Genomic DNA, 26,475 nt, shown 5'->3' on the forward strand with positions numbered 1-26,475 from the left:
TAGGGCTTGCTCACCAAGCTCCTCATTCCCCTTTTAACGAATGATTCCGCAACCTCAGAGGCTTGCCTAATCGCCTGGATTACTAAGTGAGCATGCAAGCCCGGATACTCCTGCCTATACTTACGGTAAAAAAGCCTTTGAAGCCGTGTTGCGCTCGTAACATTGTGCTTAACGGCATAAGCAACAACCTCACGAATAATGTTAAGGTACATGGTTTCAACTGAATAGAGCAACCTATTAAGCTCCTTAGCAACCTCCAACTCAACAGCCACAGACCTACGCAACAACAAAAGAAAGAAAAACACCCATCTTAAAAACCTTCACCCCAGAAGGGCGAGACTTGACAAGCCAAGGGAGGTCAGCGTTCAAATCCCTCACTCACCGAGTCAGGTCTCTGGCACTCATCACGGTTCATGAATTTAAATGATCATGGTTGCTATTGAGGCCACCTGGGGCCACCTCTGGGCAGCCTCCATGGCCACTGGGCCATGTATTTCAGTGCCCTTAACCTGCCCCTCCTCAGTGACTATGACCACTGCGTTATCCTCAAATGCAATCCACGTACCGTCCGGTCTCCTGAAGGGTCTCCTCTGCCTAACCACAATTGCCCTAAGTATCTGCTTCCTCATCTCAGGCTTACCCTCCTGAACACTGACAACGACCATATCACCCACGCTGGCCCCTGGTATCCTCCTATGCACACTCTTGGAGTAGTGCCCAACTATACCAATGACCCTAACCAACTTAGCCCCACTGTTATCTGCAACAGGAACCAGGCTATTCATGAATATGCCAGGCGTTAAGTGAAACCTCCACGGAACACCCACTGTACGTGGTCCACCCCTCTTAGCCATAATAGCCACGTGGCAAAGCCCTATTTAACCTTTACCCAACATCGATACCCACCCAGGCGCTTAAATTCTAGGCCAACCTAAATGAAATGTGCCAAGCGATATGAAGAATGTTGTGGAATTGGCCAGGAGGCTGATGGAAAGGGGCATTGACGTAGTGGATGTGCTACTCACCGCCTTAAGCAGGGAAGACCCAGAGGTTTTCATAATCATTTGTAGTGTTTATTTCTGTTAATGGTTAATCCTCAGATAAGTTTATAAAACTTAACCTTAGCGCCTTTATTAGTGCCCCTGGGTTTCCGAGATCCGTAGTGGCTGGGAACCCCCGGCGACGGGTGGGGAGCCGCTGCGGTGAGGGGGCCTGGGGCGACCGTCGAGAAGGAGACGGCGGGTAAACGAATACAACCCGCCGCCTCCAGAGAGACGGTGATTAGGGAGAGGATTAATATTTGCTGAAACTTACATGGCGGAGTGCCGTGAATACCTGGATAGGGGTGACCCAGTTCATGCATCGGAAAGGGCATACAAGGCCACTGAGGAGGTTATTAAGGCGCTGGCGGAGAAATTCAAGACAGTTGAGTACCAGGAGGCATTAAGGGAGGGTAGGTGGTATACTTACTTGCTGAGCAGGGCCACAAAACCTTGGCCTCTCAATTAGGTGATTGGGTATTGGATGGGTGGAATTCCGCATACGGCCTTCACGTTTGGGCCTTCATGAGGGTGAGTTAACCGTGGATTACGTTAAGGTGGGTGTTAGGAAAGTGGAAACGATGATTAATGAGGCAAGGGAGATAATCATTAATCAGTGATTAATTTTGTCATTGAGCTAATGATGCAAGTTCACTTAACCTACCCATGATGGAGCCTACGGCATCGTTGATGGTAGGCTTACCGGCAACTGCCTCATCAATTAACTTATACACTACCTTGGTTAACCCGCCGCATCCCCCACACTCACCCTTAACCTTAAGTACAGCGTGCGATACATAGGCCAGTAGCGCCACCAGCATTGATAGGGCTTGGTTAGCCTCATGAAGCTTGATGGCTGAGTTGGCGCTCATTGAGTTCACGTCCTCCTGCAGCCCGCTCGTGGGTATGTTGTGTACCGTTGATGGTGAGGCCAGTTCCCTCAACCTACCCGCAAGTGATGCGGCGGTGTACTGCGTGAGCATTAACCCAACCCTCCATGGCCCATCGGCCAGGTAGTTGCCTACATTGTTTATCTCCCTCCTCATTAACTGCATGATTAACCTCTCAATTAGGTTACCCAATACCGATAGGGCCACCCTGGCTAGGTCCACTGGTAGGGCTATGTACTGCCCGTGGAAGAAGCAGGTTGATGATGCACCACCCCCTAGGATAATTGGGTTATCACTCACGGAGTTCGCCTCATCGGTAACAGTCTCAACAGCCCAGTTAACTGAGTCAAGTACTGAACCAACCACCTGGGGTATGCACCTAATGGAGTACGGGTCCTGTAGCCTACCAGACAGGTTGACCAGGGAACTACCCTTAACCATGTTAACCACAGCACCAGCAACCCATCGTTCACCTGGGTGTAGCCTAGTCCTGTCAGTAACGGCGTTGAAGGGTGCCGTGGATGCCCCAGATGCCTCAAGGGCCAGTGCCATCGAGGCTATTGCCGCCTTAACCAGGGTTAGGGAATCCCACAACCCAAGTAGGGCCACCGCCGTACTGTAGCTGTTACCGTTTATCAGCGCCAGAGCCTCCTTGTAACTTAACCTTAATTCAGGTATTCCAGCCTCCCTCAAAGCCTCATGTGCCTCAACCGCCACACCCCTAAACCTAACCATCCCCCTACCAAGCATTGCCAGCGCTATGTGGGCTAGCGGCGCAAGGTCACCACTAGCCCCCACTGAACCAAACCTAGGCACAATGGGCACCACCCCCCTGTTCAACAGCTGGATGAGCGTATCCACCACCACTTCCCTAACACCACTGAACCCCCTTGATAGTTGGTGAGCCCTAACCGCCATGGTGCCCCTAACCCAGTCATCGGGAGCATAGTCCCCAACACCGGCGGCGTGGTCCATGAGGAGCTCTATTGATTTACTGGCAACTTCATCAGCCCCCACGGTCACGTTGTAAAGCTCCCCAAGCCCAGTGTTAACGCCATACATGCTGATACCCTTGGCAACAAGCCCCTCCAACACTGCCCTGGAATCCATCATTAATCCGAGGGCCTCCTCGCTTAGGGCAACCTCCTCGTTAAGCCTAGCCACCCTCACAACGTCGCTAATGCTCAGTTTCACCTCCCCACCCAGCCTAACAACCATACGCCTAGGTACCCTTGGGTTATTAATGCATTGCCACAACACCTTTAAACACCTGCGCATTAACATGACGTGAAGGCGCAGTTGGTAATAGGGCCGATTGGCCAATTGGTTACCGCGAAGTCAATGCCCTGGAGGCCAGGTGATGAGGCACTGGTTCTTGAGGACGCCGGGCTAGTGATCAACAATGGCGTAATTACTGACCTTGGGCCCTGGGAAGTGGTGAGGAGTAGGTACAATGCCAGCCAGGTGATGAATGCGGATGGCCTACTAGTCACGGCCGGGTTAATAGACCCGCACACCCACCTCCTATTCGCCGGCTCCCGTGAGGATGAATTTGAGTTGAAGGTTATGGGCGCAACCTATGAGGATATACTTAAGGGTGGTGGCGGCATATACAGGACCATTAACGACACGATTAGGGCCGGTGACAGTGAATTAATCAGCATTGGCCTAGGTAGGCTTAACAGGGCGTTGAGCCACGGGACCACTACCATTGAGGTTAAGAGCGGTTACGGCTTAACCATGGAGCAGGAGGTTAGGCTACTTAGGTTGATTAATGAATTAGGGAGACTAAGCAAAGTCGACGTCATACCCACGTTCCTAGCCCACGTACCACCGAGAAGTGGGCGGAGGGATGAATACGTTAGAGGTGTGGCCAACTCAATCAACGGCCTTAGGGGCTTGGCCAAGTTCGTGGATGTATTCTGTGATGAGGGGGCGTTCACCGTGGATGAAACCAGGGTAGTGCTGAAATCAGCCGTTGAGACTGGATTTGGGGTTAGGATCCACGCAGATGAGTTAGCCTACATTGGGTGTAGTGACTTAGTCAGGGACTTCAACTTCTCATCAATGGACCACCTGCTAAACACCCCTGAGAGCAACATTAAGGCTATGGCTAATAAGGGTGTTACGGCAACCCTACTACCCATAACCATACTAACCAATAGGACCAGTAAAAGGCCGCCCATCAATGCGCTCAGGGGTAACCGGGTGCCAATCGCCATAGGCACTGACTTCAGCCCCAACACCTGGTCGTTAAGCCTGCAATTAGCCATGGAACTGTCAACGCATATGCTTGGCCTAACACCCATGGAGGCCTTAATGGCGGCGACCGTTAATGCAGCCTATAGCCTAGGCCTAAGGGATAGGGGCTTGTTAATGCCGGGTTACCTAGCTGACGTGGTTATTTGGAATATACCCAACTACAGGTGGTTAACCTACGAGTTGGGTATGAATAAGGCTAAGGCCGTTATTAAAAGAGGTGAGGTCGTTGTACAGTATGGTGACTAGGTAGACGTTAGCCGTGCCTCCACATCATTCAGCTGAGGGGTGGATTTTGATTAGGGTCTCCAGGTTAACGATAGTATGGAGCCGACCAGGAGCAGTAGGAAACCCACAATGAAACCTCCTAGGATGGCTGTGAAGAAGCTGACTATCGCCAGAATTAGCAACAACGCCCCTATTACGTGGGCCTCACCCTCGCTTACCGTTGAACCCAGCCTTATTGATAATGCCACTGATAAGACGCCCACTATGAGGCCAATTATGGATAACACAACGAAGGGTATGCCCAATAGGCCGATGAACGGTATTAGGCTGAAGACTGATGTGAATATGAACTCGACTATGGCGCTAATTAGAATAATTATACTACCTATTAGCGAAAACACATAAGCCGCCCTGGGTGTTTTAATTTGAGCCATGGATACTTACCTAAGTTCCGTTTTAAATATTTTTCAGCCCCACGATCCACCAATTAAGGCAATTGATCCATTACAACGTACCTAAAGTCTCGCCCTTAAAGGCGGGGAGGGGTCATTTTATGCTTACCGCTGACTGTAGGTATAGGACGTTGTAGAGGTTCTTCCGCCTAACCACGGCGAATGTAAATATGTGGTCCACCTGGCCATCATTGGCCACAGCCCTGACGTACTTTACATCATCTGGGTTACTGGTTTCAACACCATCAAGGTTTAGGAGCCTAACCTCAACCACGTTTAGGCCAAGCCCACTTAACTGACCCCTAACACAGTCACCTATAGCCTCGAAGGTTAATCCCTCACAGGACCCACTCATGAATGTCTCCATTACCTTACCGTGGAGCTGCTGAACCCTCCTCCTAAAGCCTTCATCAATATCCACGCCCATTAATAATCCCCAGATTAACAGGCTTAAATAACTTAACTTAATAATATTGGTAGTTTAAGGTTAAGTGAACGTTAAGACTTTAAAAATAAAGATTACGTGGCAACGGGGGATGTTTATGGGTAAGCTTGAGGATGCGATTAACTCAGCGTCACCCTGGCTAATCATAGTTACATCACCTATCCTAACCTCAATTCAGTTAAGTAGGGGGTATTGGCCGGTTGACTTAACCCTCTGGTTAATGATGATTGGGATAACCGTTCAATTCCTAAGGATGCTAAGTAGCAAGTGGGGCATTGGGGCATTAACGGCAACCATCGGGTTAGCCTTAACGTGGCTGGGTAGGGTTGGCTTAGTGTTCAACTACTTTATAATAACTAACGGCCTATATCAGCTAATAGGCGCCGGGAGCTGGGGTCCAGCCCCAGGTTCACTGATCCTCGCTTCCATAATGACTACCGGCTTTGAGCTTTATGGAGTGGGGCTAGTGGCCATGGCTTACATTGACCATGGCGGCGTAGCCATAGGGGACGTACTGATGGGCTTTATTGACGCCGCAGGGGCCTTCATGGTTAAGTACAGTTACCTGTTCGCTTTCCTAATACCATTCATAGTCCGCATGATTCCAGAGCTGGTTTCGTGGCCGTGGTTCGTTGGCTATGATACACCTGAATACACCGCAACCCTAATGGATTATTTGATTAAGCCAACCTTCTTCACCTACACTAGGTGGTACGGGGGGCCTAATGCACTTCCACCACTCCTCTTCCTCCTGCTTTACCCAGTAGCCCACCTGGTTAACCCCTGGCTGATATTCAAGTTCAATAATGCAGTCCTCTTGGGCTTACTGGGGGTTTCCATGAACTTCATGCTTAGGAGGATGAGGGTTAACCAGGGTGATGCCTTAATCGCCTCCTTAATCTTCACCCTATACCCAACAATGTTCACCCTATCCTGGGAGTTCGCAATGCTGATGCTTGGCCTCGTGATGCTGCTCTTAACCATGGCCATCATGCACCTGCACATTGAATCCCACAAGAGGTATTGGCTACCCTTACTAGCCTTAACAGTCCTATCGGCGTTAGCCCACCAGGTCTCGGCAACCTTAACGGCATTAATCTTCATATCCTACTTCGCAGTTAAGGATAGGGACCCCAGGTGGCTTGGATTAGCACTAATAGGGGTTGCTGCAGATGCCTTCTACACAAACTTCACCATGCTCACGGTAACCCACACCCAAGTTGGCTTATCGGTATCCAGTAGCCTAGTCTACTCAAGTGGTATCCCACCATACCAGGCCATTGAGGGTTACCTGATTCAACTTGTGGTCGCCTACTGGCCACTCCTAATACTGGTCAGCCACAATTGGAGGAGGGGTAACTTCATACTGTATACCCTACTCCTCTGGCTCCTAGTAATACTACTCCCCTCAGGCCTAATGCCATCAAGCAGTTTCATTTCCTGGTGGATCTGGGCCTTAACCTTACCAATAGCCCTAGCCCCATTGGCAACTAGGCCTAGGGCGCTTTCAGCGGCTTTGTTAGCTGTGTTGGTTCTCCTCGACATAGCCTGGTCATGGTCATCAATAGTGAATTACGTAATACCCTCAATAGGGCCCGAGGTCATTACGGTCCAGGGCCCATTCTCAAGGGCTTGCGTAACACCACTCGAGGAGGGGTTCGCCTATGAGGCTGGGGTTTACGTTGCACACCATTTGAATGGTACGTACGTAACCGATTACTGCCTATACACATTCATACACCTAGCCGATAGGTTCGGTAGAGGCGTGGTGGTTAGCGATAACCCATTGGACACGGCTCTAAGCCTAAACGGCACAGTCTACCTAGTCACCACCCAGTACCTAAGCAACTACACCATGGTGGCCAGGTTCGGTGAGGGCGTAGTCATACTACCCTACAATAGGGGTGTAGCTTACCCAGTCTACATATTCAAGGTTAAGGGTTAAGACGAAGTAGAATGATGTATTATATGCAATTGAGTATACTTTCTCTATATATCAATATATAATGTTCCTATTTTACTAACATAACGCACTTATAGGGTAAGGTTGAATGCCTAAGCGATGGGTAGCCTAACCAGTAAACCGGTAATACTAGGGGTAGTGATAGTAATAGTGATTGCAGTAGCAGTAGTAGCATCATACTCATTGATGTTTAAGAACTCTGGCCAAAGTAAAGCCACCACTACCACTAGTAAAGTCGTCACCACTACTAGTCTTATGGTGAGTGCTACCATTAGGGCTGGTGGCTCTACATGGATATATCCTCAGATGGAGGTATGGATACGTAACTTCACATCGATTTACCCCAGCATTTCAATTACCTATGATAGTGTTGGTAGTGGGACAGGTGTAACTAGGCTGCTGCAGGGTGTTTACGATATAGGGGCCTCTGATGTACCTATGCCAACGCAGCTTTATGAAAATGCCACGAAGATTTACGGCAAGGTGGTTACTATACCTGACTCTATAGGTGCCGAGGCATTCATATACAATATACCCGGCTTTAAGGGCACTTTAAACCTCACAGCGGATATAATAGCCGGTATTTACACGGGGAAGATACAGTATTGGGATGATCCAAACATAACGGCGATAAACCCCGGTTTCCATTTCCCGCACGAGAGGATAATAGCTGTCCACAGGAGTGATGGGAGTGGAACCACCTTCACGTTAACCTTATGGCTCCAGAAATCCTCAGAGGTTTGGAGGAGTAGTGGTGTGGGTTATGGTTACGTGGTTAACTGGCCAGTGGACCAGTTAGGTACTGGGCTTGGTGGTAAGGGTAACGAAGGCGTTACTGCTTATGTTAAGCAGAACCCGTGGTCTATAGGTTACGTGGAGCTTAACTACGCCATAGTTAATAATCTAAGTGTTGCTGCTGTTCGGAACCCAGCCACGGGGGAGTTCGTGATCCCAAGTCCCAGCAGTACGCTCAACGCGCTCAACGCAGTGAACTTAGCTCAGTTACCCAGTGTGCTCGATAATTGGTACCCGTATGCCGGCATATTCATGAATATAAAGGCACAAGGCGCATACCCGATAGTCGGCGGTTCCTACCTGCATGCGCCAGCTAATTACACTGACTGCAATAAGGCTATTGCCGTATATCTATTCCTTAAATATATACTAACCCAGGGGCAGCATGAGCTGCTTACGGGTTACGTACCATTACCTAGCGCAGTGGCGCAGAAGCTAGTTGATGAACTTGGCAATGACATGACGTGTAACGGTAAGCCGGTGGCTAACTTAATTGGGTGAGAGTATGAAGACAGAGTTTGTGGTTAAAATCAGGGGCTGGCCTTTTTCATCACTAGGTGTCATTATTGTGGTTGCATTGGTAGGTGCCATGCTAGGGGCCCTAGTGTACTATTCACTACCTGCACTCACCAAGGAGGGCTTATTAATCTACACGACGAATAGGTGGGATCCAAATGCAGGCTCCTTCGGCGGCCTAGCGGCCATCTATGGGACATTCGTGGTTTCCCTAGTTGCCGTGACCATGTCCATGCCACTTGCAGTGGGCTCAGCAATATTCATAAATGAATTTACTCCAGGTAGGTTAAGGGGGCTTTTAATAGCCATTAACGATATGATGGCTGGCTTCCCAACAGTAATCTACGGCTTCTGGGGGCTTTATGTGCTTGGACCTACGCTTAACCCAACGTTGTTCACATGGCTTCACAGTAACCTAGGCTTCATACCACTCTTCTCCACAAGACCCATTGGCGGCTCTTATCTGCTCGCAGCCACAGTCCTAGCCGTGATGATAACCCCCTTCGCCTCATCACTGGTTAGGGAGGTTTATGCCCAAGTGCCCAGCGTCATGGTTGAGGGTATTTACGCCCTGGGGCTTACGAAGCTGGATGCTGTCAAGATAAAGCTATCCTACATAGCTAAGTCCCTACTTGGCGCATTAAGCCTAGCCCTTGGTAGGGGGATTGGTGAAACCGTGGCTGTAGCATTAACCGTGGGTGGAGTTCTTAAAGTGTCCCAAAGCCTACTGTCACCCGGCATAACAATACCATCCCTGATAGCTAACCAGTTTGGAAGCGCCTATACCCAGATTGAGCAATCCGCCATGCTATCCCTGGCGCTGCTGCTCTTCGCAATAGGGCTTACCTTCATCATTGCGTCTAAGTTAGTCTTGCTGAGGGGTGGTGCCAGGTGAAGGGCCAAGAAGCATTAATCTTATCCTTGACACTGGCAGCAACCGCGCTGGTTTTTGCACCATTCTTCTGGATACTAGGGGCCGTAGCCTATAATGGCGCATTAGTGCTAGCTAAGGCTGGGTTAGGTTTCCTTCTCAAGAGGCCGCCACTACCGGGCACTAATAGCCTAGGTGGCATAGGCACAGTCATAGAGGGTAGCCTACTAATAGTTGGTATGGCAATGGCCATCGCCACACCCCTCTCCCTACTGACAGCCCTCCACATAACTCTGCATGAGGATTCACCTATCGCTAAGTTGGGTAGGGCGCTGATGGATATTATGGTTGAGTTCCCGACGATAGTGATTGGAATATCTGTATTCCTAATCTTTGGGCTGGCACTGGGCCTTGGATTAAGCGCCCTCACGGCCTCAATAGCCTTAGCCGTGATAATGATACCGTACACCACGATACAGGCTGTGGAGGCTATGAAAATACCCAAGGAGGTGGTCTATGAGGCTGCAGTGGCCCTTGGCTTAAGGGAGGGCCATGTGGCTAAGATCATACTTACGGAAGGTAAGGGTGGGGTAATTACAGGTGTCTTAATTGGAATGGCTAAGATCTTTGGGGAGACCGCCCCACTTCTCTTCACCACCGCCACATCCTTCGACATACTCGCCAACAGCCCACTATCCCCAGTCTCCGCCGTGCCGGTGCTCATATTTGTCTACGCCTTCAGCCCCTATACCAATTGGCAGGAGGTTGCATGGGGAGCATCGCTAGTTCTCTCCTTAATCGTACTCGGCATTTACATTGCCGTTAGGTTATCGTTAAGCAAGGGTGGTTTACGTGAGTGACTCCAAGCCCATCGTAATCAGGGTGGAGAGACTTAATGTATGGCTTGGGAGGGTGCATGTACTTAAGGATGTTAGTGGATTAGCCATACCTAGGAACAGTGTCTTCGCTATAATGGGCCCCTCCGGCTCTGGGAAGACAACACTACTTAAGACGTTTAATAGGATAATAGAGCTGAACAGGGATGCCAGGGTTGAGGGTAAGGTGACACTTGATGGTGAAGACATATTCTCAATGGACCCTGTGGTGCTTAGGAGGAGGGTTGGTATGGTTTTTCAGCAGCCTAACCCATTCCCACACATGAGCATTTACGATAACATAGCCTACGCATTGAGGGCAAACGGCATCGTTAAGGATAAGGCAAGGCTAAGGGAGATTGTTAGGTCTGTGCTTGAGCAGGTGCACCTATGGGATGAGGTGAACAGTAGGTTAAATTCACCAGCCGGTAAACTATCTGGTGGTCAACAGCAGAGGTTAGTCATAGCCAGGGCATTGGCGTTAAAACCAGAGGTCCTCCTAATGGATGAACCAACATCAATGGTGGACGTCGTTAATGCGAGAAAGATAGAGCAGTTAATTACTGAGCTACGTAGAAGCATAACAATAGTACTGGTCACTCATAACCCACAGCAGGCCATGAGGATCTCAGACTACGTGGCTTTCCTCTACGACGGCAGGTTAATTGAGTGGGGGCCTACTAAGATCGTGTTCTCAACACCGTCCAATAAGCTAACGGAGATGTACGTAATGGGCAGAGTTTAGGATGATTACAAATTAAATGAACTAGCTAGAGAATAAGAGCCGATCCTGCTAATTACAGAAGGTTTTTATACCATATGGTGAGAGAACATGCATAAGTAGGATTGTGTAGACTATACGTACTTAAGGAGCCTGTTAAAGTAAACGGGAGGATTAGTAGGCTATTACCCCTGGGTGGTTAACCTTGGCGGTGAGGGTAAGGTTAAGGCTAAAGACGAGGAAGGGGAAGGAAGAGCTAACGGTGGCGTTAGTAAATAGCGTCTTCGAGAGCGATAGGCTTCTTGAGTTTTTCTTGAGTTTGTCGTTACTTTTCGGTAGTTTTGATTACTTCTCGTTATTTGTTAATTATATGGTTTTTCAACTGCAATGGAGGCTTGGTCTCTGGGGAAGCACTCATTGGGATAGTTCTTATTTTTAGTACTCCAGTACTCCCTAACACACTCTAGGTCTCAGCGACCGAGGATGATGCTGAAGCGGAGCCCTTGTCCTCAAACGCAATAATCTCTGGGCCGAAAGGGAGACTTTAACCAACGATTACCTGGCTGGCCTACTGGGAATAGCCGTTAAGGGGATTTCAGGGAAGGATTATAGCTGCTACGTTCAGATAGGAACAGTAAGATTAAGAGAGGAGTTATATGCCACAGTATTGGTGAACATAATTCGCAGTGGTAATGACTAGGAAACTATAGATTACGAGTGAAGACTTATTAAGGAACCAAGCATACCACAGTTTATGAAGAATTTAATTAAGGTTACCAGAAATTACCGAATTACGATACCTGCCTATGTTAGGGAGAAGCTAGGGATTAAGATTGGCGATTTAGTTAGTATTGAAGTTAGGGGCGACGAGATCGTTATCAGGAAGGTCGTTCAGGAGATACCAAAGATTAAGTTAGGCAGGGAATTAAACATTGATGATATTAATAAACTGATTGAAGAGAGCTGTTTTTGATTTTCGTGGTTATTTGTGGTGTTTATTTTTGTTGGTGGGTGAGTCCTTTTAGGGCTATTGAGTAGGCTGATGCTGTGTGTTTGTCTAGCCTGTACTTTCTCATTAGTTCGTCGTGTTCTGTTGAGTTTGTTGTACCTTTTGGATTCACGTAACCGAGCCTAATTATAGTGGTGCCTTCATGGTTATTTTCTCGATGATTGTGCTTCTAAATATTGAGACCTTGTGATTGTAATTCTCATGCCTCCTATCGCCACCCCTAACCCACATTAGCCTCAGCCTACCGAGAACATCCGGGTTTTCTAGGAATAATGTTTTAACGCCGTGGTGGTAGGCGTAATTAAGCATCTCGTGAACCCTCATGCCAATTATGCTCCAAGCCCTGTGCTTGGGAAAGCCTCGTGCAGTCACCTCACTGAACCAGAATGTTTTGTTATCAATGAGTTCGCTGTCTTCATCAATGATTGCTAGGTTAATCCTATCGGTGTTAACATCGACGCCACCAAATAGTTTACCACCATTGCGTTTATGCCTAGCCATGCGCTCATGATAAACATCCATCGGTATTGTTACTTGAACCTCACCGTGAACCCACAGTTGACTACCCCTAACACCGTAGTCCCTAACCACAACCCTACCCATGTACCCAACACGCTTGGTGGTGATTGCACCTAGGAGCTTCTCATAATTCTTGGGTATTGTGGGCTTTATAACAACCCTACCAACCGACCCATCAAACCTAACCGTAGTCACGTGAAACTCATAATTGGGCTTTAGGGTGATGCTTTTGGCAGGGTACTCCAATTCGCTTTGTTGAAACATGAGCCAATCACCCAATTCAACACCCCTAAAGTCAACGCCCAACGTCCTGCAAGACTCGTAGATGCCCATTACGAGAGTCACGGCACCGTCAGCATACCTACGATTCGGGATAATTCCATAGGCCACTTCCCTAAACATGTTCTTCCAACCAATCTTGCTCCCAGGCAGTAGATTTTGCTGCCTCGCTAAGGATAAGACCCTATGTGTAGCTATTTTGAACAACCAAGCAGTTGATAATAACTCCTTAGCCGTATCCCCATTAACATCAAACGGCAACCTAATAGTTATGAAACCCACAAGGGGAATCCCAATTAAGTTTAAACCCATCCCCAACACCCTAACCGTACCCCTGGCGACCGTTGGGGAGCCACTGCGGTGAGCGGCCCCAGGGAGACCGTCGAGAAGGAGACGGTGGGAATAACCCACCGCCTCCAGAGAGACGGCTAATGAACAATGCAAGAGTTGGTAATTGACACAAATGTATTGATATTTTACGTGATTGAGGACTCAAAGGAGCATGCTAAGGCCGATAAGGTGTTGAATAGCCTCAGTAAATGGTACGTTCCCACCATTGTTATTTATGAGTTAGCGTGGTTCTTTAGATCAATTAACATACCAGCTGAGAAGGTTGCAGAAATAATTACTAGCATTGTTAAATATGGGAAGACCACAATTGTTTGCGAAGGTGATGCCATTGAATGGGCGCTACATACTATGTTAAGGATGAATTTAGGGCTTGGGAGCTTTAATGATATGGTTATCCTGGGTATCGCCCATAGGTTAGGTAAACCTCTGCTCACTTTCGATGAGAGACTAAGGAGGAGGGCAGGGAGACTTGGCATTAAGGTGCTTGATGTTTAGTTGTTAAGTAAATTAATAACTTTTTAATAACACAGTGGTAATGCCTAGTCATGCCCTTCGTGAGGGAGTCCATGTATAAGTTCATTAAGGATCCTGGGGATGTTAGGGTTGGTGAGGTGATTAGGAGGGGCTGGGTTAGAGGTGATGTGGGTATCCTCGGTGTCCCCTGGGATGGGGCAGTGGGCACTAGGCCGGGTTCCAGGTTGGCTCCAACCAGGGTTAGGTCATGGCTGTACACCTCACCCATGATACATGATGGGTTGAGTATTGTTGACCTTGGTGATGTTGATGTGGTTGTCGGTGATCATAGGGAGACTTGGCGTAGGGTTGAGGAGACTGTGGCTGAGGCCCTGGGCCTGGTTAGGGAGCTTCTTGTTATTGGTGGTGACAGTACCACCTCATATGCTGCCTTTAGGGGCTTGAGGAGGACTGTTAACGGTGGGTTAGCCTACATACTACTTGACGCGCACCCAGACGTTAGGGTGGTTAGTGAGGGCTTGACGAGTGGGCAGGTGGTTAGGTGGATTAGGGAGGTTGACCCAGGGGTGTTCATAGCCATCGTGGGTGTTAGGCCGCATTCAAATGCACCATACCTACTTGATGAAGCTAAGAAGCTGGGTATTCAAGTATACACAATGGACTACATTGATTTGCATGGAGTGGAGAACGTGATCAATGAGTTGGTGGAGGGTGCCAGGGATAGGGTCACTCACGTTAGCGTTAACCTGGATGCCGTTGACCCAGCCTTCGCCCCAGGCGTCAACAGCCCATCCCCAGGTGGATTCACGTCCAGGGAGGTGATTAGGCTAGTCCGTGAAATGACTAAGAGGCTTAGGCCAAGGGTCTTCGATGTGGTTGAGGTAACGCCACCCTTCGACATCAACGACATGACAAGCATGCTAGCGTCAACACTACTGCTAAGCGCAATGTGGCATGGTTAAATAACCTACAATCTCATCCTTAATCTTGTCCCTCACCTTCTCCACATCCCAACTTAAAACATCATGTACGTGAATGCCCTCTCTCACCAGCATCCTCATACCGACCTTCTCTAAGACTCTTAAAGACCTCACATACCTTTAATGTAGGTTACGGTATTAGCATTGATGCGCTATACTCATTGAAGGATATGTTCAAGGATATCCACTCTTAAGCGCGTACAGCCAATTAACGTTGTTGAATGGTATGGTTAAGGTTGCTGAGCGGCTCATGGCAACATAGGCAAAATGTCATTTGGCGTTAGCGTAAACATCGATGAAAGTACCCATGATTTTATGCTAGTGCTGTTGACTAAGTAAACCTTAACCAAAAGACCAGGAGTCATACTAGGCAATGGCCAAGATGCATAGTGATTAACCTTACTAGGAAAATCAACATGACTAGTAAACAATAAACAATATTGCCACAGTTAATTAATTCCCTTACCCTGTAAATGATCATTAAAACTTCATTAACTCAACTAGGTGTTAAAGTGGATATAAACACTGGTTGGCTGTGGGTGGGTATTTAAGCTGGGTGGTTTAGGATTTAGAGAAGATGACTGAGCGCGATAAGTGGCTCATGCAGGCGGTTAGGGATCTGGAGACGGCTAGGAATTCCCTGAACTCAGGTGATTATTACGCCAGTGCATTTTGGGCTCAGCAGGCCGTCGAGAAGGCATTGAAAGCATTACTATTATCCTGGGGTAGGTCGTACAGGGGGCATGATCTGGTGGAGATGGGTTACCTGGTTAGGGATGAACTTGGCCTTGATGTATCGCCAATAATTGATGATTTAAGGGCATTAACAGCGCATTACACTACAAGTAGGTATCCTGATGCAGCCAATGCAGTACCGTACGAAATCTACACTAGGGCTGATGCCGAGGAGGCCCTTGAGAGGGCTAGTAGGGTGATTGAATGGGTAAGGCGAAATCTGCGTTAGAGAGCCAGGTGAGGATGCTGAGGAGGGCTTTAGAATTCGTAGGTAAGGTTAAGAGCAGGATTAACTTAATTGATGTGTACGTGGTTGGTTCAAGGGCTAGGGGTGATTACAGGGACGATAGCGATATAGACCTCGTAATCATAAGCAATGACGTAGAGGGGCTAAACCACCTAAGGAGGAGGGAGCTACTGACAGACCTCCTTGAACCAGGCATCGAGTTCTTCATATACACAGAGAGGGAGTGGAACGAAGCACCAACAACCTGGATCAAACAGCTAAAGAAAGAGGCGAGGAGGCTAGACGACCTACTTACTGAATACGGCATACATTAATCTAGGTGTTTTGTGTACTTCTTAACCATTGTTTTACTGATCAACCCATGGCAAAATTTTGCCCTGATCAACCCCGAATAAAGTATTGATACTTCATTCATCCACATCAATCACGCTGGATTTTAATTACAGTATTTAACTGGATGTTCTTTAGGGCGGGGTTGGCATGCTTGGCGTGGGTGAGGTGTTTAGGGTTGGTGTTGCCCAGGTCAGGAGGTTTAGTGGCTATGTTGAGGGCATTGATTGGTTAAGGGGTTTGGTTAGGGGTTTGTCTGTTGATTTGGTCGTTCTCCCTGAGAATTGGGTGGGTACTAGGGTTTTGAGTCGTGTGGAGTTTGACGAGTATATCGGCTTACTTAGGGAGGTATCTAGTGAGGTTAGTGCCCTAATTATTGGTGGTAGTGTGTATGTTGATTTTGGTAATAGGGTAGTCAGTGTGTGCCCGATTGTTGGTGGTGATGGTTTGGTTAATTACTCGGAGAAGATAATGCCATCTAAGGCCACTCACGAAAGGGGGCGAGTAGGTAATGGTAAAAGACTTGGGGTTGTCGAACTTGGTGGTTGGAGGGTTGGGTGCGTGATATGCGTTGACGCTATGTACCCGGAGATTACCAGGGTCCTTGCGTTGAATTACGTAGACATCATAGCGAACCCAGGCAGTATAAGTGTTGATAGGGTACAGCTGTGGAGGAGCCTCGGCCTGGTTAGGGCGTTTGAGAACTCCGCCTATTTCGTAGCGTCCCTAGGGACTGGGTATAAGTACCCAGACGGTCGCGATGTCCTCGGCGGCAGCTTTATTGCGTCACCTAATGGTGAATACGTACTCACTGTAGACCTGGGTGTTGAGGGGTTATTCAACGCGGTCTTGAATCGCCAGGATATTGACTATGCAAGGGCCAGGAGGGGTTACCTGGATGATTTAGCGAGTAATTACTTCAGGAATGTTAGGATCGTAGTGACTAAATGAACTACAAGCCTCGCCCTTTAGGGTGGGTTGCCCTGCTGTGTGGGGCTCAGTATCAGGTTTATAAAACCCTGCCTTGCTGGGGACCTGGTGCCTGGGTTGGTGCCTTTTTCCTCCTTGGATGAGCCGGTGGGTCGATTACCCACCCTTTTCGCCAACCCAGGCACTCCCTCTTCTCGTAAGAAGGAGGATGGAGGCAAGAGGACTGTTAGGCTGAGGCTACTGCCTAATGGTGCCCAAGAAAGGAGGTTGCGGAGAATAGCTGATGCCACTGCTAAGTTATGGAATGAGTTGAACTACGCTAGGTTGGTGCAGTTTAGGGAAACGGGTAGGGTGGACTTCAGGGACACGAAGCACGAGTTCTACCACAGGTATAAGGGTGTGTTGGGTGTGAATGCTGGTCAGGTGGTTAACCTAAACAACAATGCTTGGAAATCATACTTCGAGTTGCTTAAGTTATATAGGCAGGGCAGACTACCGAAGTTTTACAGAAAGCCATCACCACCAGGCTTCTGAAAGGACAAGGTGCTTGGGAAGAGGGAGCTAAGGATTCTGGTTAGGAACGATAGGTATTACATTAAGCCAATCAACAATGGCGAGGGCTATTTGGTGCTTAAGGATTGGGGTTTAAGAGTAAAGTACGCTGGGAGAATCAAGTGGAGTGGTAAACAAGGCACGTTGGTGATTAAGCTTGAGGATGGTAGGTGGTTCGCCTATGTGCCGATTACCGTTGGCGAGAAGCCAGCGAGGAGTAACCCAAAAGGTTACGTGATGGGTGCCTACGAGAAGATACGGATAGAGAATCCTAAGGGCAATAACAAGGCTTTCATAGACATTGGTTTGAATAATTTATTCGCAGTGGCGTTTAACCACAGTGACACTGCGATTTTAATCAAAGGCTCAACAATAAAGGCTGAGTACTACTGGTGGAAGAGGGAAATAGGCACCTACCAGGCGATTAGGGATTGGTTGAGGAACCACGGATTCGAGTCATGGCGTAAATACCACGCATTCTACCTACATGCGGTTTACAAGCAACACGAGAGGCTAAGGCACTACTACAGGACGGCGATTAGGTTCCTGGCGAAGACCTTGTGGCAGATGGGCATTGACGAGGTATTCATTGGCTACCCATACATGGTCAGTCAGAACGACGGTAATGAGTATAACACCAATGTTTGGTGGTATGCGAAAATCATTAAGTGGCTGGGTGAAGTTCTTGAGGAGTACGGCATTAAGCTCAATGTGGTCAATGAGTATGGGACGAGCAAACAATGCTCAATATGTAACATGGAGCATGAAAACGGGAGAGTCAAGAGAGGACTCTATGTATGTGAAACCACGGGCATAAAAATCAACGCAGACATAAACGCAGCAAGAAATATAGCAAAGAAAGCAGGCTATGAAGCACCAATACCAAGGAAAATACTCAGCTACATCGTAACAACGAATGGTGCGAAACCAATAACCCCCAAGGAGGGGGCAACACCCGAGACCCCCAAGGTTAAACCCGCCCAAAAAGGGCGGGAAGGGGTCATTAAATATAAATAATAATAACTAATAATGTTTTATTCACTCCTTAACGTGGTTGATTATATCGAGAGCCTCCTCAGGCGTCACATTAATCTTGCCTGATTTAACCATGGCCTTTATCACCCAGTAATATGCCGGGATTTGGTAGGCGAAGTACTTGCCGATCCAGGGCTCACTGGGCATCTCGGACAAGGCCTCAAGTCCAGGTAGCCCTAGGTAGATCATGGTGTTCTCCCTAAGGGGGTTGAAGAACCCCTCCACTGCGTCGGGTTGACCGGTGAATTCGCCGAGACCGTAACTACTGGCCGCGGCTTTTCCCTTCTCGATCAATCTTGCTAGCACATCATTGATACCGCTAAGCCCCTGTTCCTCCTGGTATGTCCTAAACGTGTCTATGACCCTTATTATAGCCTGCCTTTCAATCCATCGCCTATAGTCCCAGCCATACCCTACCAGGGTTTCGAACTCCCTCATATTACCGCCAAGCAGGTTCCATAATAACTCAGAATTCACGTCCTTGGCCCCTGTCAATTCGGCGACCTCGTTAATAACCTCCACGAATGCTTGCCTAGGCAGGTTCCAGAGGAGGTAAACCCTCATTCCACCCTTACCACCTAACCTCCTTACCACGTTTACAGCCGCCTGATCACTGACGGTGAATAAGGCCTTCACTCAAACGTCGTGCTCCCTTATTATGTCTGGAATCTTGTTTGCCACTGCCTCAAGCATTTCGTATCCTCCGTACTTCCTCAAAAACCTGTCTATATCGTCATAAACAACGATAACCCTCTTATCCCTAAGGCTATGGTTCCTTAACGCCCTAGCAAGTACTGTGACTGGCTTTATTAATTTGATACCTAGGGTGATGGGGTCCATACTAACATTAACGTTGGCTGCATCCTCCAGTTCACGTAATATATCAATACCTAAACCTGGTACCCTTACCTGGGTCTCCCTTATGGTTTCCTCCTCAAAGGTGTAACGCACAAACACGAGGTCATTAAAGCCCTCAACCTCCTTCACCTCTTCCTCGAGAACCTTTGCAAGTGTTGACTTACCTGCACCACGTGGCCCGTAAATAAGCGAGACTCCGCGATACTTTATCACATTGGTGAAAAACCCCTCAATTTCGCGATTTCTATCCCTGAAGTGAATCATGAGCCCTATGGCCTCCAGCGGCACCTTGACCTTGTGAATGCTCTCAATGAGTTTATTAATATTATACATTGTGATGTAATAAGCTGTGACGAGGCATTTAAGATTTTTCTTAAATGGCTATGGTGGATTTGCGATGGTTGGGGTTAAGTAATTGCCTTAGCCGCCTCAGGGTTGACTAAGCCCTTCTTAGATAGGACCCTTAACAATTGCCTAAAAGCCGTTAGTCTCTGGATGTTGTTTGCACCCTCGTAGATCTCCGTTATCTTAACATCCCTAAGGAACCTCTCTATCCCTGTTTCATGGATTACGCCAATTCCCCCGTGTACATCTATGGCCTTTGATACCACCCTCTCCGCAACCTCGGTGGAGTAGAACTTAGCCAGGCTGGCCACGTACTTAAACTCCTCCCTACCCTGATCAGCCAGGTAAGCAGCTAGGTACGTCAAATACCTGGCTGTGATTAAGTCAGCCATCATTTCAACCAGGGTGAATTGAATTGCCTCGAAGTTGGCTATGTACTGCCCGAAGGCAGTCCTTTGGAGTGAGTACTGGAAGGCCCTTTCAAAGGCCGCCTGGGCCATGCCGAGGGCCTGGGCTGCTATGCCAACCCTAGTCCTGTCGTAGGTCTCCATGGCCACCACGAAGCCCATGTTCAATTCACCCACCCTATTCTCATCAGGGACCTCAACGTTGTCTAGAATGACCTCCATTGCGTGGCTGCCCCTAAGCCCCCTCTTCTCAAACCTTGCCCCAATCCTCAACCCGGGTGTATCCCTCTCAACTATGAAGGCTGTTAACCCATACCATCGCCTACCCGTAGGTGGCTCAGCCGTCCTGGCGAAGACGATCATGTATTTGGCGATGTCGGCATTGCTTATGAGTATCTTCCTACCACTGATGATCCACCTATCACCCCTCTTAACGGCCCTAGTCTGTATACCGGCCACATCAGAGCCGCAACATGGCTCAGTCATGGCATGCGCCCCAAAGGCCTCACCCTTAGCTATGGGTGGTAGGTACCTCCTCCTCTGCTCATCCGTGCCGAAGAGCATTACCGGTATTGAGAAGGCGTCGTTGGTAGTCCTAATGACGGCTATGGATGGTGCCACCCTGCCAAGCTCCTCCATGAGTATCACCGTTGAAACCACATCACCACCCTGCCCACCATAAGCCTCCGGGATCCCAATCCCCCAAAGCCCCTGCTCACCAATCCTCCTCAGTAGGTCCATGGGCACCTCATCCTTATCATCAATCTCAAGGACGTGTGGTGCAACCTCCCTCTCAAGGAACTCCCTAATCACCCTCCTAAGCATTTCATGCTCAGACTTGAATATCAATTGGTAATCCTGCAGGCTATCCAACGGGAACACCATGCATAACCCCACTGCACGTGCAATGAACCCCCTTTTAAATTTTAAACAAGTAGCATAGAAATACTCGTAATTAGTATTGGCGCAATAAGGTAATGACATTAGGTATTTTTAGGATTATAAAGACTAAACGTATTAAGTCCATTAACTAAAGACCCACTAACTATACTTAAGGTGGATTACAGGAATCCCTAACCAACCTACCCAACTCATCCCTCAGGCACCAAAGACCCTCATCAGCACTTATTATCACAACACCCAACGCCGTTAAGGCTTTATTGCTAAGTAGTACGTACTCCATTGCATCGGATATTATGGGCATTAACTTCACGGGCACTATACTTCTATCATTAACCATAACCTCCGCTTCAATGTAACCCCTTAACCTATATATTGGTGCCACGCCAGATGCCGTCCTCACGGCGTATATGTTGGCATTTTTAGGTAGCCATAATTCAAGGCGTTTAGCTAGGTCCATGGGTAGCATTATATCTGCGCCAAGTCCCTCAAAGCCCATGTTCGCCATGGCGCAGGTATCTACTTACTACTTCCGCTCCTTATCCTTATTTTTAACCAAACCGTCATTTTGCAAACCCCTATTTATTTGCCTCATGTACTCCTCATAAGTTCCTAGGTATGCTATGTATTTTATGTACCCCACGAAGCCCTTAACCTCCAGTTTCGGTAACTCCCTTTCCCCACTCATTTGCCGGTTCAAAAATATGTACTGTTACTTAACTTATAAACCTGTTGCCCTCTACCTTCACCCCACTACGTATTGAAGGGGGTTCTGTAGTTCCTCTTCCTCTCCACATACTCCTGCAGATCCCTCTTAACCCTGTCGTACGTGAACCTGCTAATCCTACCCTCCTTATACGCCTCCTCAATAACCCTCGCACTCTTCTCCTCAAGCCTATCAATTATCGGTATCCTAATGCCCTTCTCCCTAGCCACCATTAGGGACTTGGGGTAACCGGCGTGGGCATGCCTAACAACACCACTACCTGGATCCACCGTAAACACCCTAAGCGCCTTCTCCTCAGCCAACTCCGTGCCATCGACAACCATGCCGAAGCCGGCGTGTATTGCATACCCAATGCCCACGCCACCACCGTGGTGGAAGCAGGTCCAGGTTGCCCCAGCCGCCGTGTTCAGTGCGTAGTTGAGTATTGGCCAGTCGCCCACTGCATCTGAGCCGTCCAGCATGCCCTCAGTCTCCCTGAATGGTGAGGCCACTGAGCCGCTGTCCAGGTGATCCCTGCCAAACCATATTGGCCCACTTAAGTCACCCCTCCTAACCATTTCACTAACCACCTTGCCGAACAAGGCCCTCTCACCATAACCCAGGTAGACAACCCTAGCTGGCAACCCCTGGAATTTGACGTACTGGTGGGCATTCTTAATCCACCTAACCAACCTGGCGTTCCTCTCGAACAGCGTCAGCAGGACTTCGTCAAGCTTATATATGTCGTTGGGATCCCCAACTAGGCTGGTCCACCTGAAGGGCCCACGCCCCTCCTCGAACAGCGGCCTCATGTACTCCATCTGCCCAGGTATCTTGAAGGCATCCTCCACGCCGGCATCATAGGCCTGCTTCCTTAGGTTATTCCCGTACTCGAAGGTCACTGCACCATGCCTCTGTAGCTCAAGCATTAACTGGACGTGCTTCTTCATACTCTCCCTAGCCATGGCAATGTACTTATTCGGGTCACTCCTCCTCAACTGCTCAGCCTGCTCCACCGTTAACCCCTGGGGCACGTAGGACAATGGATCGTGGGCTGGGGTTTGGTCAGTGAGAACGTCCGGCACTATGTTATCCCTAACCAGCCTCTCCAGCAGATCCACAGCATTAGCCAGCACGCCAATGCTTGTGGCTTGCCTCCTCTCCTTGGCGTCGAGGGCCATGTCAATGGCCTTATCAATGCTGTCAGTCCAAGTGTCCAGGTAACCGGTGTCAATCATCCTCTGTATCATCCTCCTATCAACATCCGCAATCAGGGCAACCCCACCAAGCATCTTAATGGCCAGGGGCTGGGCACCACCCATGTTACCGAGCCCGGCGCTAACAACCAACCTACCCTCCAGGGAACCGCTGAAGTGCCTATCAGCAGCCGCCCCAATGGTCTCGTAGGTGCCTTGGAGAATGCCCTGGGTCCCAATATAGGCCCAGCAGCCAGCAGTCATCTGGTGGAAGCTTATTAGGCCCTTGGCCTCAAGCTCCCAGAAAACCTTCCAGTCAGCCCACTTGGGGACGAGCATGGCGTTGCTCATCAGCACCCTCGGTGCATGCCTACCAAGCCTCCAAATGGCCACAGGCTCGCCGCTCTGTATAATTAATGTATCCTCACTATCCATTGTTAATAAGGCATCGACAATAGCCTCGAAGTCATCCCAGTTTCGGGCGGCCTTACCTGTACCACCGTACACTATCAGGTTCTTCGGGTCCTTAGCCACCATGGGGTCCAGGACATGGAAAAGCATCCTAAGGGGCCCCTCCAACTGCCAATCCCTACTATGGACATGGAGCTCAGGGCCCTTAATGGCCTTAACAGTCCTCGTCTCAGGGTCATAGTAGCCCGCCGATATTAACTCCTCAATGGGCCTACCCCTATACCTCTGTGGAACAGACATGCGGCACTAGCTAGCACTTGGTTTAAAAAGCATTACCATATATCACATTTAATAAATTAAGCAGATGCTTAACGGTGCATATTTATAAAACGGTAAAACTTATAAATAATTCATGTGAAACTATATAGTGGGTAATGAAACTGAGGTTGTGGGCGTGTTCAACTGGCGCAATGTGATAGGTTCAATGCTCGGCTGGGGTATGGATGCATATGACTTTGTAGCCTACGACTTCACGGCCCCCATAATTAAGGACATATTCTTCGCTCAACTTGGTTCATTGGGGTCTATGCTGGCTACGTTAGCGGCCTTCAGCTTATCACTGGTGGTTAGGCCAATTGGCGGCATATACTTCGGTAATTTATCTGATAAAATCGGTAGGCGTTATGTACTTTACATAACAATGCTTGGGGCTGGCATATCAAGCTTCCTAATGGGTTTCCTACCAACCTACGCACAGGCCGGGTTAGCGGCTATAGTACTACTACTCCTGCTGAGGTTTGCAGTGGGCTTCTTCCTGGGTGGTGAGTACTCGTCGAGCGGTGTCATGAGCGTGGAGAGCGTGACAAAGTGGAGAGGGTTAGCCAGTGGCATTATGCAGGCTGGGTTCGACATAGGGATATTCGGCGTCACCTTCACGTACACGGTGGTTGCCACTTACCTACCTAATGCCATGTACACAATTGGCTGGAGGATCGTCTTCTGGAGTGGCATAGTGACCACAATACTTGCCTTCGTGTTCAGGAGGAGATTCCTCACGGAATCCCCTGAGTGGGAGGCTTCAGAGAAGGTTAAGAGCCCATATAGGGTCTTGTTTGCAAGGTATTGGCTACCGATGTTAACTATACTGTTGGCCACAATGGGATTCCTGTACGAGTACTACGTAATGCTTGAACTATCCCCATTCGTACTGCAGAATATCCTAGGCTACTCAGCAGCCCTAGCAGGCCTAATATTAACAGTCCTATCAGCCAGTGACGCGATTGGTAGTGTGTTTGGTGGTGTTTTGGTGGATTGGTTGAGGAGCTCTAGGAATGCGCTACTCACGGTTTCAATAATACTACTGGCCTTAATATACCCAACCATGTACTGGATCCTAATCGGCGGCAATGGTTGGGCAGTCCTGCTATGGGACTTCCTAGCCGTACTGCCAGTTGGAGTTATGCAGGTCTACATAAGGGACCTACTACCTGCGAGTGTTAGGTCCACGGGGGCTGGGTTAGGTTATAACGGTGGGACTTGGTTAGCAGCCTGGGCCGCCATAATAGCCACCTTAATGGCTGGGGCGGCTACAAAGCCTCAACCATGGTTACCGTCAATAACCATAAATACGGCAATAGGAGCAATACTGATGATTATAAGCTTTGCATTATCTACAATAGCCGCTAAGCAATCCAAGGACCAATAACGGCGCATTTTTCAAGGTCACATTAAATTCAAAAACATCGATAGTTTTTCAAGTACGAGGAAGCAGCCCTATTCCCTGGCACCACTAGGAAAATGAGAATTTCATCATTAACTAGGATACTAATGGGAGGAAATAAAGAGGAAATAAAACGGACATTTCTCAGCACTTAAACACCCCCGTGAACTGGGTGGTAAAACTTAATTTAACGAAACCTAAGTAAGGTCCATGAGTTGGACTCTCAGTAGTGGCCCTGGTACCCCTGTGGATGCGCTTAAGTCCCCCAGGTTCTCGCAGCTGATCACGTTTGCGAGGTTACCGTTTATTAGGGATTTAAGGAGCGGTAATGTATTAGGCGCCTTCATTGGTGTACCATTTGATGGGGGTGCAACATTCTACACCGGTGCCAGGCTTGGCCCACAATTCATTAGGGCTGAGTCTAGGTTGCTGAGGCCTTATAACATGGACCTGGATGTTTATCCATTCAAGGTACTTAGGGCTGTGGATTACGGGGATGTTGATGTTGTGCCAACCAGCATCATTAAAACCCTCGACAGGATTGAGGAAGTGGTTAGAGGTGTTGTTGAGCAGGGTGCAACCCCATTCATAGCTGGTGGGGACCATAGTATAACCCTTGGCATCTTGAGGGCTATTGGAAAGAGGATTAAGCCACTTGTGCTTCACTTCGACAGCCACTTTGACTATTGGGATGAGTACTGGGGGGAGAAGTATACCCACGGTACCTGGGTTAGGAGGTCCATTGAGGAAGGTTTGATCAGCGGTATTGTGCAGGTTGGCATTAGGGGCCCTCAATACGATAAGTCTGACCTTGACTACGCAAAGGAATCCCCAGTGCCAATTAAGGTCATAACCATGAGCGAGATTAGCGAGAGGGGTATTAGCTGGTTGATTAATGAGTTGAGGGGGTTATTAAGTGGCGAAGTCTACGTAACCTTTGATATAGACTCCGTTGACCCAGCATACGCGCCTGGAACCGGAACCAGGGAGGCTGGTGGATTCACGAGTAGGGAAGCTTTGACTGTGATTAGATCACTAGTATCAATGAACCTTAGGTTAATCGGCTTTGACCTAGTTGAGGTCTCACCACCACTTGACCCAACAGGGGTTACCAGCCTACTAGCGGCTAATATAATATACCAGGCGATGTCTGTGAAGGCCAAGCAGTTGGTGAATGAGGGCTTAGGTCAACGGTGACCATGATTCAAGAAACAACCCAGGGATGTACACCTATCTTACCGTCTCTCTGGAGGTGGCAGAGGTTTGTTGTCTCCACTGGCTGCTTCTCGGCGGTCTCCCTAGCCCGCTCACCGCAGTGGCTCCCCACTAGTTGCCTAGGGTTCCCAGCCTCTGCGGATCGGAAACCTAGGGTCACTGATAAGAGCGTTGAGGTTAAGTTTTTGAATTTAACAGAGGATTTAGGCATTAAATGAAAA

At 48.6% G+C, this 26,475-nt stretch carries 29 protein-coding genes and 2 pseudogenes; 18 read left to right on the forward strand and 13 right to left on the reverse strand.

Annotation, left to right across the window (positions count from 1 at the left end; genetic code table 11):
• Window positions 1–287: pseudogene (locus AAX04_RS01600) on the reverse strand (hypothetical protein); the annotation flags it as partial.
• A 132-nt stretch (window positions 288–419) separates the two neighbouring features.
• Window positions 420–854, reverse strand: coding sequence for a 50S ribosomal protein L14 (locus tag AAX04_RS01605; protein ID WP_066793111.1), 435 nt, complete (start codon window positions 852–854; stop codon window positions 420–422).
• Window positions 855–942: 88 nt separating this feature from the next.
• Here AAX04_RS01605 and AAX04_RS11780 point away from each other — a divergent pair, with 88 nt between their 5' ends.
• Together AAX04_RS11780 and AAX04_RS11595 are read left to right on the forward strand one after the other, a co-directional pair.
• Complete coding sequence (locus AAX04_RS11780) at window positions 943–1,086, forward strand: hypothetical protein (RefSeq protein ID WP_156519641.1); 144 nt, start codon at window positions 943–945, stop codon at window positions 1,084–1,086.
• A gap of 228 nt (window positions 1,087–1,314) precedes the next feature.
• A pseudogene (locus AAX04_RS11595) lies at window positions 1,315–1,580 on the forward strand (PaREP1 family protein).
• 89 nt (window positions 1,581–1,669) lie between these two features.
• On the opposite strand, the gene AAX04_RS01615 reads toward AAX04_RS11595, so the two are convergent.
• Window positions 1,670–3,148: an aromatic amino acid ammonia-lyase gene (locus AAX04_RS01615; RefSeq protein WP_066793281.1), complete on the reverse strand. Its 1,479-nt coding sequence runs from the start codon at window positions 3,146–3,148 to the stop codon at window positions 1,670–1,672.
• Window positions 3,149–3,229: 81 nt separating this feature from the next.
• On the opposite strand from AAX04_RS01615, the gene hutI reads away from it, so the two are divergent.
• Entirely contained in the window at window positions 3,230–4,438 is a 1,209-nt protein-coding gene (hutI, locus tag AAX04_RS01620; protein ID WP_066793283.1) for an imidazolonepropionase, read from the forward strand.
• Window positions 4,439–4,488: 50 nt separating this feature from the next.
• Here hutI and AAX04_RS01625 read toward each other — a convergent pair whose 3' ends face one another.
• Together AAX04_RS01625 and AAX04_RS01630 are read right to left on the reverse strand one after the other, a co-directional pair.
• Window positions 4,489–4,851, reverse strand: a complete 363-nt coding sequence (locus AAX04_RS01625) for a DUF6114 domain-containing protein (RefSeq protein ID WP_066793119.1) — start codon at window positions 4,849–4,851, stop codon at window positions 4,489–4,491.
• Between the two features lie 112 nt (window positions 4,852–4,963).
• On the reverse strand, window positions 4,964–5,296 hold the full coding sequence (locus AAX04_RS01630; RefSeq protein ID WP_066793121.1) for a hypothetical protein: 333 nt from the start codon (window positions 5,294–5,296) through the stop codon (window positions 4,964–4,966).
• 109 nt (window positions 5,297–5,405) lie between these two features.
• Here AAX04_RS01630 and AAX04_RS01635 point away from each other — a divergent pair, with 109 nt between their 5' ends.
• The 6 genes from AAX04_RS01635 (at window position 5,406) to AAX04_RS01660 (ending at window position 12,028) form a co-directional block, all read left to right on the forward strand.
• Complete coding sequence (locus AAX04_RS01635; RefSeq protein WP_066793123.1) at window positions 5,406–7,259, forward strand: hypothetical protein; 1,854 nt, start codon at window positions 5,406–5,408, stop codon at window positions 7,257–7,259.
• Window positions 7,260–7,376: 117 nt separating this feature from the next.
• The gene (gene pstS / locus AAX04_RS01640; RefSeq protein WP_066793128.1) at window positions 7,377–8,573 is read left to right on the forward strand and encodes a phosphate ABC transporter substrate-binding protein PstS; all 1,197 of its coding nucleotides are present in this window, start codon (window positions 7,377–7,379) and stop codon (window positions 8,571–8,573) included.
• Window positions 8,574–8,577: 4 nt separating this feature from the next.
• A complete protein-coding gene (pstC, locus tag AAX04_RS01645; RefSeq protein WP_066793130.1) occupies window positions 8,578–9,483 on the forward strand; it encodes a phosphate ABC transporter permease subunit PstC in 906 nt (301 codons plus the stop codon).
• Window positions 9,480–10,319, forward strand: coding sequence for a PstA family ABC transporter permease (locus tag AAX04_RS01650; RefSeq protein WP_066793132.1), 840 nt, complete (start codon window positions 9,480–9,482; stop codon window positions 10,317–10,319). The genes pstC and AAX04_RS01650 overlap by 4 nt, the downstream gene beginning before the upstream one ends.
• Window positions 10,312–11,079, forward strand: coding sequence for a phosphate ABC transporter ATP-binding protein (locus AAX04_RS01655; RefSeq protein ID WP_238377759.1), 768 nt, complete (start codon window positions 10,312–10,314; stop codon window positions 11,077–11,079). The genes AAX04_RS01650 and AAX04_RS01655 overlap by 8 nt, the downstream gene beginning before the upstream one ends.
• Before the next feature lie 730 nt (window positions 11,080–11,809).
• Entirely contained in the window at window positions 11,810–12,028 is a 219-nt protein-coding gene (locus AAX04_RS01660) for an AbrB/MazE/SpoVT family DNA-binding domain-containing protein (protein WP_066793134.1), read from the forward strand.
• Between the two features lie 162 nt (window positions 12,029–12,190).
• Here the strand turns inward: AAX04_RS01660 and AAX04_RS01665 are convergent, their stop codons facing one another.
• The gene (locus AAX04_RS01665) at window positions 12,191–13,174 is read right to left on the reverse strand and encodes a transposase (RefSeq protein WP_202904406.1); all 984 of its coding nucleotides are present in this window, start codon (window positions 13,172–13,174) and stop codon (window positions 12,191–12,193) included.
• A 126-nt stretch (window positions 13,175–13,300) separates the two neighbouring features.
• Between AAX04_RS01665 and AAX04_RS01670 the strand changes: the two genes are divergently transcribed.
• The 7 genes from AAX04_RS01670 to AAX04_RS01700 all read left to right on the forward strand — a co-directional run bounded on the left by AAX04_RS01670 (window position 13,301) and on the right by AAX04_RS01700 (window position 18,478).
• Window positions 13,301–13,708 carry a PIN domain-containing protein gene (locus AAX04_RS01670; protein ID WP_066793136.1) on the forward strand — a complete coding sequence of 136 codons (408 nt, stop codon included), beginning with the start codon at window positions 13,301–13,303 and terminating at the stop codon, window positions 13,706–13,708.
• 50 nt (window positions 13,709–13,758) lie between these two features.
• On the forward strand, window positions 13,759–14,649 hold the full coding sequence (locus AAX04_RS01675; protein ID WP_066793138.1) for an arginase family protein: 891 nt from the start codon (window positions 13,759–13,761) through the stop codon (window positions 14,647–14,649).
• A gap of 595 nt (window positions 14,650–15,244) precedes the next feature.
• Window positions 15,245–15,631, forward strand: a complete 387-nt coding sequence (locus tag AAX04_RS01680) for a HEPN domain-containing protein (RefSeq protein ID WP_066793141.1) — start codon at window positions 15,245–15,247, stop codon at window positions 15,629–15,631.
• Window positions 15,607–15,963 (forward strand): nucleotidyltransferase domain-containing protein, encoded by a 357-nt coding sequence (locus AAX04_RS01685; protein WP_066793143.1) that lies wholly within the window; start codon window positions 15,607–15,609, stop codon window positions 15,961–15,963. Before AAX04_RS01680 ends, AAX04_RS01685 begins: the two co-directional genes overlap by 25 nt.
• A 166-nt stretch (window positions 15,964–16,129) precedes the next feature.
• A complete protein-coding gene (locus tag AAX04_RS01690; protein ID WP_066793145.1) occupies window positions 16,130–16,930 on the forward strand; it encodes a carbon-nitrogen hydrolase family protein in 801 nt (266 codons plus the stop codon).
• An 87-nt stretch (window positions 16,931–17,017) separates the two neighbouring features.
• Complete coding sequence (locus AAX04_RS12330) at window positions 17,018–17,443, forward strand: transposase (protein WP_066793148.1); 426 nt, start codon at window positions 17,018–17,020, stop codon at window positions 17,441–17,443.
• Window positions 17,444–17,452: 9 nt separating this feature from the next.
• Complete coding sequence (locus AAX04_RS01700) at window positions 17,453–18,478, forward strand: zinc ribbon domain-containing protein (RefSeq protein WP_066793150.1); 1,026 nt, start codon at window positions 17,453–17,455, stop codon at window positions 18,476–18,478.
• 21 nt (window positions 18,479–18,499) lie between these two features.
• Here the strand turns inward: AAX04_RS01700 and AAX04_RS01705 are convergent, their stop codons facing one another.
• The 6 genes from AAX04_RS01705 to AAX04_RS01725 all read right to left on the reverse strand — a co-directional run bounded on the left by AAX04_RS01705 (window position 18,500) and on the right by AAX04_RS01725 (window position 23,619).
• Window positions 18,500–19,132 carry a hypothetical protein gene (locus AAX04_RS01705; protein WP_066793152.1) on the reverse strand — a complete coding sequence of 211 codons (633 nt, stop codon included), beginning with the start codon at window positions 19,130–19,132 and terminating at the stop codon, window positions 18,500–18,502.
• Window positions 19,133–19,687, reverse strand: coding sequence for an AAA family ATPase (locus tag AAX04_RS01710; RefSeq protein ID WP_066793154.1), 555 nt, complete (start codon window positions 19,685–19,687; stop codon window positions 19,133–19,135).
• A 74-nt stretch (window positions 19,688–19,761) separates the two neighbouring features.
• The gene (locus AAX04_RS01715; protein WP_066793287.1) at window positions 19,762–20,991 is read right to left on the reverse strand and encodes an acyl-CoA dehydrogenase family protein; all 1,230 of its coding nucleotides are present in this window, start codon (window positions 20,989–20,991) and stop codon (window positions 19,762–19,764) included.
• A 166-nt stretch (window positions 20,992–21,157) separates the two neighbouring features.
• Window positions 21,158–21,505, reverse strand: a complete 348-nt coding sequence (locus tag AAX04_RS01720) for a hypothetical protein (protein ID WP_066793156.1) — start codon at window positions 21,503–21,505, stop codon at window positions 21,158–21,160.
• A gap of 27 nt (window positions 21,506–21,532) precedes the next feature.
• Entirely contained in the window at window positions 21,533–21,694 is a 162-nt protein-coding gene (locus AAX04_RS12270; RefSeq protein ID WP_202904407.1) for a hypothetical protein, read from the reverse strand.
• Window positions 21,695–21,759: 65 nt separating this feature from the next.
• On the reverse strand, window positions 21,760–23,619 hold the full coding sequence (locus tag AAX04_RS01725) for a urocanate hydratase (RefSeq protein WP_066793157.1): 1,860 nt from the start codon (window positions 23,617–23,619) through the stop codon (window positions 21,760–21,762).
• A gap of 127 nt (window positions 23,620–23,746) precedes the next feature.
• On the opposite strand from AAX04_RS01725, the gene AAX04_RS01730 reads away from it, so the two are divergent.
• Together AAX04_RS01730 and speB are read left to right on the forward strand one after the other, a co-directional pair.
• Window positions 23,747–25,024: an MFS transporter gene (locus AAX04_RS01730; RefSeq protein WP_238377760.1), complete on the forward strand. Its 1,278-nt coding sequence runs from the start codon at window positions 23,747–23,749 to the stop codon at window positions 25,022–25,024.
• A gap of 225 nt (window positions 25,025–25,249) precedes the next feature.
• Window positions 25,250–26,236 carry an agmatinase gene (gene speB / locus AAX04_RS01735; RefSeq protein ID WP_066793158.1) on the forward strand — a complete coding sequence of 329 codons (987 nt, stop codon included), beginning with the start codon at window positions 25,250–25,252 and terminating at the stop codon, window positions 26,234–26,236.
• 7 nt (window positions 26,237–26,243) lie between these two features.
• Here the strand turns inward: speB and AAX04_RS11785 are convergent, their stop codons facing one another.
• A complete protein-coding gene (locus AAX04_RS11785; protein ID WP_156519642.1) occupies window positions 26,244–26,414 on the reverse strand; it encodes a hypothetical protein in 171 nt (56 codons plus the stop codon).
• Window positions 26,415–26,475 lie beyond the last annotated feature (61 nt).

Origin of the sequence: Caldivirga sp. MU80, from assembly GCF_001663375.1 — an archaeon.
Lineage (GTDB): Archaea > Thermoproteota > Thermoprotei > Thermoproteales > Thermocladiaceae > Caldivirga.

Excerpts from the sequence above, each read along its gene's own strand:
- AAX04_RS01680 (WP_066793141.1), top strand. The coding sequence starts at position 15,245 with ATGACTGAGCGCGATAAGTGGCTCATGCAGGCGGTTAGGGATCTGGAG.
- AAX04_RS01635 (WP_066793123.1), top strand. The coding sequence starts at position 5,406 with ATGTTTATGGGTAAGCTTGAGGATGCGATTAACTCAGCGTCACCCTGG.
- AAX04_RS01615 (WP_066793281.1), bottom strand. The coding sequence starts at position 3,148 with ATGGTTGTTAGGCTGGGTGGGGAGGTGAAACTGAGCATTAGCGACGTT.
- speB (WP_066793158.1), top strand. The coding sequence starts at position 25,250 with ATGAGTTGGACTCTCAGTAGTGGCCCTGGTACCCCTGTGGATGCGCTT.
- pstC (WP_066793130.1), top strand. The coding sequence starts at position 8,578 with ATGAAGACAGAGTTTGTGGTTAAAATCAGGGGCTGGCCTTTTTCATCA.
- AAX04_RS01720 (WP_066793156.1), bottom strand. The coding sequence starts at position 21,505 with ATGGGCTTTGAGGGACTTGGCGCAGATATAATGCTACCCATGGACCTA.
- AAX04_RS01665 (WP_202904406.1), bottom strand. The coding sequence starts at position 13,174 with ATGGGTTTAAACTTAATTGGGATTCCCCTTGTGGGTTTCATAACTATT.
- AAX04_RS01675 (WP_066793138.1), top strand. The coding sequence starts at position 13,759 with ATGCCCTTCGTGAGGGAGTCCATGTATAAGTTCATTAAGGATCCTGGG.
- AAX04_RS01710 (WP_066793154.1), bottom strand. The coding sequence starts at position 19,687 with ATGTATAATATTAATAAACTCATTGAGAGCATTCACAAGGTCAAGGTG.
- AAX04_RS01725 (WP_066793157.1), bottom strand. The coding sequence starts at position 23,619 with ATGTCTGTTCCACAGAGGTATAGGGGTAGGCCCATTGAGGAGTTAATA.
- AAX04_RS12270 (WP_202904407.1), bottom strand. The coding sequence starts at position 21,694 with ATGAGTGGGGAAAGGGAGTTACCGAAACTGGAGGTTAAGGGCTTCGTG.
- AAX04_RS01625 (WP_066793119.1), bottom strand. The coding sequence starts at position 4,851 with ATGGCTCAAATTAAAACACCCAGGGCGGCTTATGTGTTTTCGCTAATA.
- AAX04_RS01685 (WP_066793143.1), top strand. The coding sequence starts at position 15,607 with ATGGGTAAGGCGAAATCTGCGTTAGAGAGCCAGGTGAGGATGCTGAGG.
- AAX04_RS01660 (WP_066793134.1), top strand. The coding sequence starts at position 11,810 with ATGAAGAATTTAATTAAGGTTACCAGAAATTACCGAATTACGATACCT.
- AAX04_RS01630 (WP_066793121.1), bottom strand. The coding sequence starts at position 5,296 with ATGGGCGTGGATATTGATGAAGGCTTTAGGAGGAGGGTTCAGCAGCTC.
- AAX04_RS01690 (WP_066793145.1), top strand. The coding sequence starts at position 16,130 with ATGCTTGGCGTGGGTGAGGTGTTTAGGGTTGGTGTTGCCCAGGTCAGG.
- AAX04_RS01605 (WP_066793111.1), bottom strand. The coding sequence starts at position 854 with ATGGCTAAGAGGGGTGGACCACGTACAGTGGGTGTTCCGTGGAGGTTT.
- AAX04_RS01715 (WP_066793287.1), bottom strand. The coding sequence starts at position 20,991 with ATGGTGTTCCCGTTGGATAGCCTGCAGGATTACCAATTGATATTCAAG.
- pstS (WP_066793128.1), top strand. The coding sequence starts at position 7,377 with ATGGGTAGCCTAACCAGTAAACCGGTAATACTAGGGGTAGTGATAGTA.
- AAX04_RS01670 (WP_066793136.1), top strand. The coding sequence starts at position 13,301 with ATGCAAGAGTTGGTAATTGACACAAATGTATTGATATTTTACGTGATT.